The sequence below is a fragment of the Larkinella fluvii genome, assembly GCF_051857545.1.
Lineage (GTDB): Bacteria > Bacteroidota > Bacteroidia > Cytophagales > Spirosomataceae > Larkinella.
In genome coordinates, this window is sequence record NZ_JBPZHB010000006.1 from 624,565 (window position 1) to 633,069 (window position 8,505).

Consider the following 8,505-nt stretch of genomic DNA (forward strand, 5'->3'; position numbering starts at 1 on the left):
ATCAAGAAGGTTTATGCTTTTTTCAATTCAAAAATGGTGATTTCCGGTAAAATTCCGACCCGGCCCGGATAGCCTAAATACCCGTATCCACGATTCACATAGAGATATTGCTCACCCTCCTGATACAAACCTGCCCATTGTTTATAGACGTATTGCGACGGACTCCAGCGGACATTTCCGATTTCGACCCCAAACTGCATCCCGTGGGTGTGACCCGCGAACATGACGTCGATGTCTGAAAATTGCGGCTTCACCTGGGCATCCCAATGGCTGGGGTCGTGGGAGAGCAACAGTTTTACCGGGGCGTCTTCCGTTCCCTGGCGGGCCTTCTCTAAATTGCCGTATTTGGGCCAACGCCCCGAACCCCAGTTCTGAATACCTACTAAAGCGATTTTGTCGCCATTTTGTTCTAAAATGCGGTTTTCGTCCATCAACAGATCCCAACCGAGTAGTTCATGAGCCGCTTTCAGGTTGTTCAGATTTTGGGTTTTCGCCTGTGCATTCGGCCAGTTCACGTAGTCGCCGTAGTCGTGGTTGCCCAAAGTCGAATAAACCCCCAGCGGTGCCTTCACTTTATTGAAGATGTCGATGTAATTCTCCACCTCATCCGCCGTGTTGTTGACCAGATCGCCGGTAAAAAAGACAACATCCGGTTTTTCGAGCAGCAGCATGTCAACACCCCCCTTCACGGCAACTTTATTGAAAAAACTACCGGAATGAATATCCGAAAGCTGGGCAATTTTTATCCCGTCGAAACCCGACGGCAGGTTTTTGAGCGACAGTCGGATGCGCCGAATGCGGTAATCGTGTGCACCGGACACAATCCCGTAGGTAAACGCCACCAGCGGTACGGCCCCCGCAATGAGGGCGGTTTTCATCAGAAATTCGGAACGCGGAATGACGTTCGTAGCCGGAATGTCGGGTTGTGACGTATCATTAACGGCAGCCCGGATGTCGGGGCTGTAGAACAGTGAAGCCACCCAGCGCACAAAACGGCCCAGATCGTCCACGAAAATGAATAGAACGGCGAAGACTTTCGAAAAATAGGGAATCAGAATGGCCGTCCAGATAAAACCGCGGGCCACCCGGCCTACGGCATCGGGCGGTAACAACTGCATGGTCAGATAGGTAACGATGGTGACACCCGTAAAACCCCAGTAAAGCATCGAGACGATCCGCTGGGTATTTTCGGTGGCCGACCGGGTGACGGTTTTGATGGCTTGAAATACGTACCAGTCAATGAGCAGTAGAATGGCGGATACGACAAAAAAAAGAACGATACGGTTCATAATGGTGCATAAAGAAAACCCACAGCGTTAACAGACACTGTGGGTTTTTGGTTTACAGTTAGTACTTTACTTATTCGTTTACCAATTCCGGCTCACGTTCCTTCTTCGCTATTCTTTCCTTGAATTTATCCCGAATCCGTTCGTTCACCCAGTACATACAGGGCACGATGACCAGCGTCAAAACCGTCGAGAAGGTCAAGCCATAGATGATGGTCCAGGCCAGGATGTTCCAGAATACGGCGCTATCTCCGCCAATGATGATGTGCGGGTCCAGATTTTGGAATAGTCCCACAAAATCGACGGTTAAGCCCACCGCCAGCGGAATCAGACCCAGAACGGCCGCCGAAGCCGTCAGCAATACTGGCGTCAACCGGATACCGCCCGCATCAATGATGGCCTGACGCAGCGGAATCCCGCGTCCCCGCAACTCTTCGATGAACTCGATCAGCAGAATACCGTTCTTCACCACAATCCCCGCCAGGGCAATAATACCGACCCCGGACATGACCACCGAGAACGTTTTGCCCGTTACCATAAAGCCCAGCAACACCCCAATCAACGAAAGAATGATCGTGAAGAAGATAATCAGCGGCTTCACGGCGGAGTTAAACTGTGTGGCCAGAATCAGGTAAATCAACAACATGGCCAGTCCGAAAGCCGATACCAGGAAGTTCATCGACTCCTGCTGATCTTCCTGTTCACCACCCATCCGGACGGTGTAGCCATTCGGTACTTCGGTATCGGTTACCAGTTGCTGAATTTCCTGAACGATCTCGTTGGCATTGTAACCCGGCACCACATCCGAACTGAGCGTAATGACCCGCTCCTGGTTAATCCGGTTAATCTGGCTGAAAGTCGTCGAATAGGCAATGTTGGCTACCGACTGAATCGGAACCTGACGAAGCTGCCCCCCCGCATTCATGTCGCGGTAAACAATGTTCAGACTCAACAGGCGTTCGATCTGACTGCGGTCGTCCTGTTTCAGACGAACCATAATCGGGTATTCATCCTTCGCATCCCGGAATTTTGATACTTCCGTACCAAACAAGGCCGTCCGAACCGCCAGCGCAATCTGCGACGATGAAATGCCTTCACGCTCGGCTTTATCACGGTCGATGTTGATGACGATTTCCGGTTTGTTCGTAATCAAATCCGACTTCAACTGATCGATTCCTTTGATGCCGGATGCGGTAATCCGTTGCCGAAGCTGTTTTTCCAGTTTTTGCAGGGTGGCAAATTCTTCACCGGCAATTTCAATGGCGATGGGTTTACCCGTCGGTGGGCCGCTGTTTTCGCGTTCAACCGAAATCTCAGTACCCGGAATGCCCTGCATGGCGGCCCGAACTTTGTTTAAGATTGTTTCCGTCGAAAGTCCGTGCCGGTTTTCACCCTTGACAAACGCAATCGTCACTTTTGATTTGTGCGGAGTGGCCGAGCGGTCGGGGTTAAAAGGATCACCCGCGTTTTTCCCCACGTTGGCAATCACCGAGTTCACAATATCCGTTGCTTTATTCTCATCGAGTACCTTGAAAACCCGTTTCTCAATGATTTTTGTAACCGAATCCGTCACGCGCGAATCCGTACCAATCGGCATCACATTGTAGACGTACACGTAATCCGGATCACCGCTGGGGAAGAAAATTACTTTCGGCGGAAAAACGCCCATCAGAAAAAACGTTCCGACCAATAGCATAAATACCGCAACAATGGTCCAGATTGGTCGCCAACCCGTTAATATCCATGAAATCAGCTTACGATAACCATTTTTCAGGGCTGGCAACAAACGTTCCTGAAACGGCACAATAATCTTCGGCGTCAGTACATAATGATTGAACGCATACAAAATCAGCACAAACACGAACAAATTCCCAATGCCCCGGTCGATCACGTAGCCCAGACCGGCCAAAACCGCCAGAATCAACAGCGGCCGACGAATCGTGGCAAAGCCCTGGTTGTCTTCGTGATTGTCCTCATCGTGCCGTTTCATGAACGTGACGGCAAAAACCGGGTTCATCACATAGGCGACAAACAGGGAAGCAAACAGCGTCAGAATGAGCGTTAAAGGCAGAAACTTCATGAACTCACCCACAATGCCCGGCCAGAACAACAGCGGGAAGAAAGGGGCAATGGTCGTCAGCGTTCCGGAAAATACCGGGATGAACACCTCGCCCGCAGCCGCTTTGACCGACTTCTTGATGTCCCAGTCTTTGTGCTCATTGAATAAACGGTGCGTATTTTCGATGACCACAATGGCATCATCCACCACCAGACCCAGACCCAGCAGAAAGCCAAACAAAACGATGGTGTTCAGTGTAAACAGAGTGCCGACCGCCGGCCCGACAATAGGCATACAGACGAAGGCTACCAAAGCCGACAAGGGAACGGACAAACCGACAAAAATAGCGTCGCGAACACCCATGAAGAACATCAAAACCAGCACCACAAAGATGAAACCCAACACAACGGTGTTGATCAGATCGTGAATATCTGCGCGGGTCCGTTCGGATTGGTCAGCCGTTACCCGAATGTCGAGTCCGGCCGGAAACCGGTTTGCCTTGTATTCCTTAATGGTTTCTTCAATCTGGTCAGCGGCCGCAATCAGGTTGGCTCCCGAGCGCTTGATGACGTTCAATGTTACAACCGATTTGTTATCCAGTCGGGCAAAATCCTGCTGCTCTTCAAAGCTATCCTGCACATCGGCCACATCGCCCAAACGAACCGTAGCACCCGTCGCCGTCCGGATCTGGAGATTCTGCAACTGCTTCATCTCACTGAACTCGCCTTTCACCCGCAACGTCCGGCGTACACCCGCCACATTCAATTCACCACCCGACACGTTGATGTTTTCGCCCTGAACCGCCTGTTGAATGTCGAAAAAGGCCAAACCGGCCGATTGCATCCGGGGCAAATCCACATTGATTTGAATTTCGCGTTCCAGTGCGCCCACAATATCCACCCGGCTGATCTGCGGCATGGCTTCAATGGCGTCCTGCATATCTTCCGCGTATTCTTTCAGCCGCTTGAGCGAAAAGTTACCGGCCAAGTTGATGTTCATGATCGGAAACTCCGAGAAGTTTACATCCTGCGCCGTTGGCCCCGCATCCATTTTCTGGGGCAAATCCTGCTTGGCTTTATCGATGGCATCCCGCACCCGTTGCAACGCTTCCGGTACCTGGACATCGGGGTTAAATTCGACCAGAATCACCGACACGTCCTGCAACGCATTCGATTTGATCTTTTTAACGCCCGAAATGGACTTCAACTGCTTCTCAATCGGTTTATTAATCGTGTTTTCAACGTCGGCCGGGGCCGTTCCCAGGTAAATGGTGTTGACATAAATCTGCGGGACTTTAATATCAGGGAACTGCTCTTTCGGCAGGTTATTATACACAAACAACCCGCCCAGCGTAATGATGAACGTGAAGATGTAAATAGCCGTCCGGTTTTCGACGCACCAGTTGGTAAAACCGAGGGTTTTGTATTGTTCAAATTTCATGGCCTTGGTTAGATGGGATCGAAACCCGGATTGCGGTTCAATCCGGGTTTCGATCTGTTTTTAGAAATTTATCGGTTGTCCATCAACTAACTCCTGATAGCCTTGCGTAATGAGCTGATCGCCGGAATTCAGCCCGGTAATAATTTCAACTTGTCCGCCGTAGCTCAACCCGGTTTTTACCTGACGGGCCTTGGCCACTTTTTTATTGCCTTCCGAAACCGCTACGTAGACCAGTTGGCCATTTTCCGTGTTTTGAACAAGGTTTTGATCAATGACAATCGTTTTTGCTTTCGAAATATCATTGATCTTCACCTGCGCCAGCATGTTCGGTTTAAGGCTATTGTCCGATGGCAGCGGAGCCTCGATGCTGAACGTCCGGGACAAGGGGTCGACGGTTGTTGAAACGAAGCTGATGCGGGTGGTCAGTTCTTTGTTGATGTCCGGGAAACGCACAACGACGGCATCCCCTTTCCGAACGCTACCGGCATACGAATCTGCCACTTTAGCGACCACTTTCAATTGCGACAGGTTCACCACCCGCACAATGCCCATTCCTGGCATAGCTGTTTCACCGGTTTTTACATTCACCTGATCCACGATGCCTGAAATCGGCGAGGTTACACTCGATTGCGACAATTGAACGTTCAACGTAGCCAGGCGTTTTTCCAGCCCTTCCTTGTTGTTTTTGGCTTGCAAATACTGAATTTCCGTACCAATCTGCTGTTTCCAGAGGCTGGACTGTTTTTCAAAAACCGTGTTGGCTAATGACAATTGATTACGAACTTCCTCAACGGATTCGCGCAGAATCTGGTCGTCGATTTTGGCCAAAACCGTACCGGCTTTTACCGCGTCGCCTTCCTTGACGTAAACCGCCGTGACGGCCCCGCCCGATTTCGGCGTTACCTGGACGTTATTCTTGGCATCGATCGTACCCTGCAATTCCACAAAATGCTTAAACGTGGTTGCCGACAAGGGTGCCACCACCACCTCTTTTACTTTAACCTGCTCAGCCTGGGCCGGATCCAGTTTGGCCACTTCCGACTCCAGTGCCTTGATTTTGGTAGTCAATTCAGTTTGCTGCGTTTTCAGATCAGCCAATTCCTGCTTTTTAGAAGCCAAATCAGACTTCTTTTCCGACGAGCAGGCAAGAAGTAAGGTGGTTGCCAATCCGATGATGTAGTATGCTTTCATAGGGGTTATCAATAAAACTGCTTTGAACAGTGTGAATGTGAATCGTAATTACTGACCGGTGTACAATTTTCCTAAGGCTTTATCGAGATCGACTTTTGTGATCATGTAGTCCAGCAGCGAAGCGAAGTAATTGGTTTGCGATTCCCGGAAAGAGGTTTCGGCGTTCAATACTTCGATGTTCGAACCAACACCTTCCTTGTATTTGATTCGGGTTACCCGTACGATTTCCTGCGCCAGATCCAAATTCCGTTTCTGGTTTTGAAGTGTTTGCAGGTTATTCGATAACATAACGGTTGCCTGCCGGATTTGCAGATCGATGGAGTTTTTAAGCAATTCGCCACTTTGCCGGGCCTTATCGACGGTTATTTTCCGTTGCTGGGCCGCATACCGCTTCTGAAACCCGTCAAAAACCGGGATATTCAGGTTTACCGAAATAGCCGCCGAATTGAACCATTGTGTCGTCCAGAAATCACCAAAACTGTTCCGTCCGTTGTTGTGACCATAGGTCGCGGCTGCAGTCAGACGCGGATAATACTGCTTTGCAATGCTTTGCAGGTCCAAATCGGCCAGATTGATCTGCGTCTGTAAGGTCGAAAATTCAATGCGCTGGCCATAATCAAAAGCCGAATCCAAGACCGCTGCCCGATCCAGATCACTCTGACTGTAGGTTTCGATCCGGTCTGTCAACTGAATGGGCGCGTTAATGGGCAATCCCATCTGAAATTTCAGCAGATAATAGCTCAGATCGACCAGGTTCTTCACATTTTGCCGTTCCGTTTTCAAGTTGTTCAACTGAACTTCCAAACGGTCTACATCAATTTTTTCGACAAATCCCTGGGTATTCATCGCCCGGGTTTCGCGCAACAGCGTATCGACCCGGGAAATGTTCAAATCCAGCAGTTTCATGCGTTCTTCACTGACCAGAACCCCATAATAGGCTTTGGCAACCTGTTCGGCCACGTTGATTTTCGAAGCCGTAATGTTCTTTTGGGCCAGTTCACGGTAGGTCGAAGCGGCTTTCAAACCAATTTTATACGAAGCATCAAAAAGCAACTGATTCACATTGGCCGAAACGTTTCCCTGAAGTTTTACCCCAAACGGAATAGCCGTTACATCATCTCCACTGCTGCCACTACCACCAGTTGAATCGGCCGGAGCGCCAAAACCGCCCGCAGGAAAAATAAATTTCTGAATAATGGCATTATACGTAACTGTACCGCCCACATTGACCTGCGGCAAAGCGAGTCCTTTGACCTCTTTGATACGGGCTTCGGCACTCAACGCATCCAACTGCGTATTCTTAACATTCAGGTTTTGTTGCGTTGCAAAGTTGATCGCATCATTCAATGAGAACTCGCGTGGGGTCTGCGCTACTGCCGAGCCGAAAAAACCGAGTGTCAACGCTAAACTATAGAGTGGTTTACAAAGTCGTAGAAGCGGGGTCATTCTGATGTTCTTTAACATATTGGTTGTAGATAAGGATTCCTTTTTCGGTAAGTATGCCGCGAACAAAATGATGCAGTAATTGAATCTGGACTTCTATCATGGCCGTTACTCCTCTGGGAAACACATCGGTGTCAAATGCCATGCGTATCAATTCCATTCGCAATCGGGCCATAATCTCTACATCGATTTCGGGTCTGTACAACGCCTGCTCAATACCTCTTTTCAAATTGTTCCGAATCGATTCGAGCAAAAACTTCTCTTTGAATTCCGTACAAACTTCCCATGCTCTTGGATAATGGCGCTGCACATCGATCCACAAGGCAGGATTCATTTCGGATAAATGTTGCCGCATCATCTCCGACGCCAGCAGGATTTCTTCAATCGGGTCATGAGCCGTTGCCATGTAGCAACTTACATTCTCGCGGTTTTTCTCCAGCCGATAGTGCATGACTTGGTACACAATGTCATCCTTATCGGTAAAATGCTGATAGAGTGTTTTTTTGGAGATACCAATATCCCGGGAGATATCGTCCATGGTAATACTACGGGTACCGAATTTCCAAAACAAAGCTTCAGCCTTTAACAGAATTCGTTCTTTGATCTCCAACGCTATAGGACTATTTTAAGCCATAAACTGAGGAAACTATTTTAAAGTTCATAGTTTCCTCAGTTTCTTATAGGCACTGGTAGTAGACAGGTATGACAAAGGTCAGTTTCTCACTGATTTTTATCAATAATTAAGGCGTGAAGCGGCTGATTTCCCGGATGAACTATTGGTTTTTCAAAGACGAAAGGTAAATGCCCGGTTTTCATTGGATTGGTTCTGGAGACTTATGAAAATTGGGCAGGGTAATTGAGGCAAATATTAAGTTACAATTTGACTAATAAATATGATTTTTCACATATTTCTATAGATATAAGTCACAAAAAAAGCTCCCCGCTAATGCGGGGAGCTTAGGAAATCTGTGGTGGCGGCAACCTACTCTCCCGGAAGTGACTCCAGTACCATCGGCGTAACGGGGCTTAACGGCTCTGTTCGGTATGGGAAGAGGTGTTCCCCCGCACCCTTGCCACCATCCCAGC

The 8,505-nt window shown here is 49.0% G+C and carries 5 protein-coding genes and 1 rRNA gene; all 6 read right to left on the reverse strand.

Annotated elements, in window-relative coordinates:
• Positions 1 to 11: 11 nt before the first annotated feature.
• Positions 12 to 1,289, reverse strand: a complete 1,278-nt coding sequence (locus tag ACS5NO_RS18965; RefSeq protein ID WP_439416602.1) for a metallophosphoesterase — start codon at positions 1,287 to 1,289, stop codon at positions 12 to 14.
• Positions 1,290 to 1,359: 70 nt separating this feature from the next.
• The gene (locus ACS5NO_RS18970; RefSeq protein WP_439416603.1) at positions 1,360 to 4,785 is read right to left on the reverse strand and encodes an efflux RND transporter permease subunit; all 3,426 of its coding nucleotides are present in this window, start codon (positions 4,783 to 4,785) and stop codon (positions 1,360 to 1,362) included.
• 60 nt (positions 4,786 to 4,845) lie between these two features.
• Positions 4,846 to 5,976, reverse strand: coding sequence for an efflux RND transporter periplasmic adaptor subunit (locus ACS5NO_RS18975; RefSeq protein ID WP_439416604.1), 1,131 nt, complete (start codon positions 5,974 to 5,976; stop codon positions 4,846 to 4,848).
• A gap of 48 nt (positions 5,977 to 6,024) precedes the next feature.
• Complete coding sequence (locus ACS5NO_RS18980; RefSeq protein WP_439416605.1) at positions 6,025 to 7,422, reverse strand: TolC family protein; 1,398 nt, start codon at positions 7,420 to 7,422, stop codon at positions 6,025 to 6,027.
• On the reverse strand, positions 7,397 to 8,029 hold the full coding sequence (locus ACS5NO_RS18985) for a TetR/AcrR family transcriptional regulator (RefSeq protein ID WP_439416606.1): 633 nt from the start codon (positions 8,027 to 8,029) through the stop codon (positions 7,397 to 7,399). Before ACS5NO_RS18985 ends, ACS5NO_RS18980 begins: the two co-directional genes overlap by 26 nt.
• A 359-nt stretch (positions 8,030 to 8,388) precedes the next feature.
• Positions 8,389 to 8,500 (reverse strand): 5S ribosomal RNA (gene rrf / locus ACS5NO_RS18990).
• Positions 8,501 to 8,505 lie beyond the last annotated feature (5 nt).

Excerpts from the sequence above, each read along its gene's own strand:
- ACS5NO_RS18980 (WP_439416605.1), bottom strand. The coding sequence starts at position 7,422 with ATGACCCCGCTTCTACGACTTTGTAAACCACTCTATAGTTTAGCGTTG.
- ACS5NO_RS18965 (WP_439416602.1), bottom strand. The coding sequence starts at position 1,289 with ATGAACCGTATCGTTCTTTTTTTTGTCGTATCCGCCATTCTACTGCTC.
- ACS5NO_RS18970 (WP_439416603.1), bottom strand. The coding sequence starts at position 4,785 with ATGAAATTTGAACAATACAAAACCCTCGGTTTTACCAACTGGTGCGTC.
- ACS5NO_RS18975 (WP_439416604.1), bottom strand. The coding sequence starts at position 5,976 with ATGAAAGCATACTACATCATCGGATTGGCAACCACCTTACTTCTTGCC.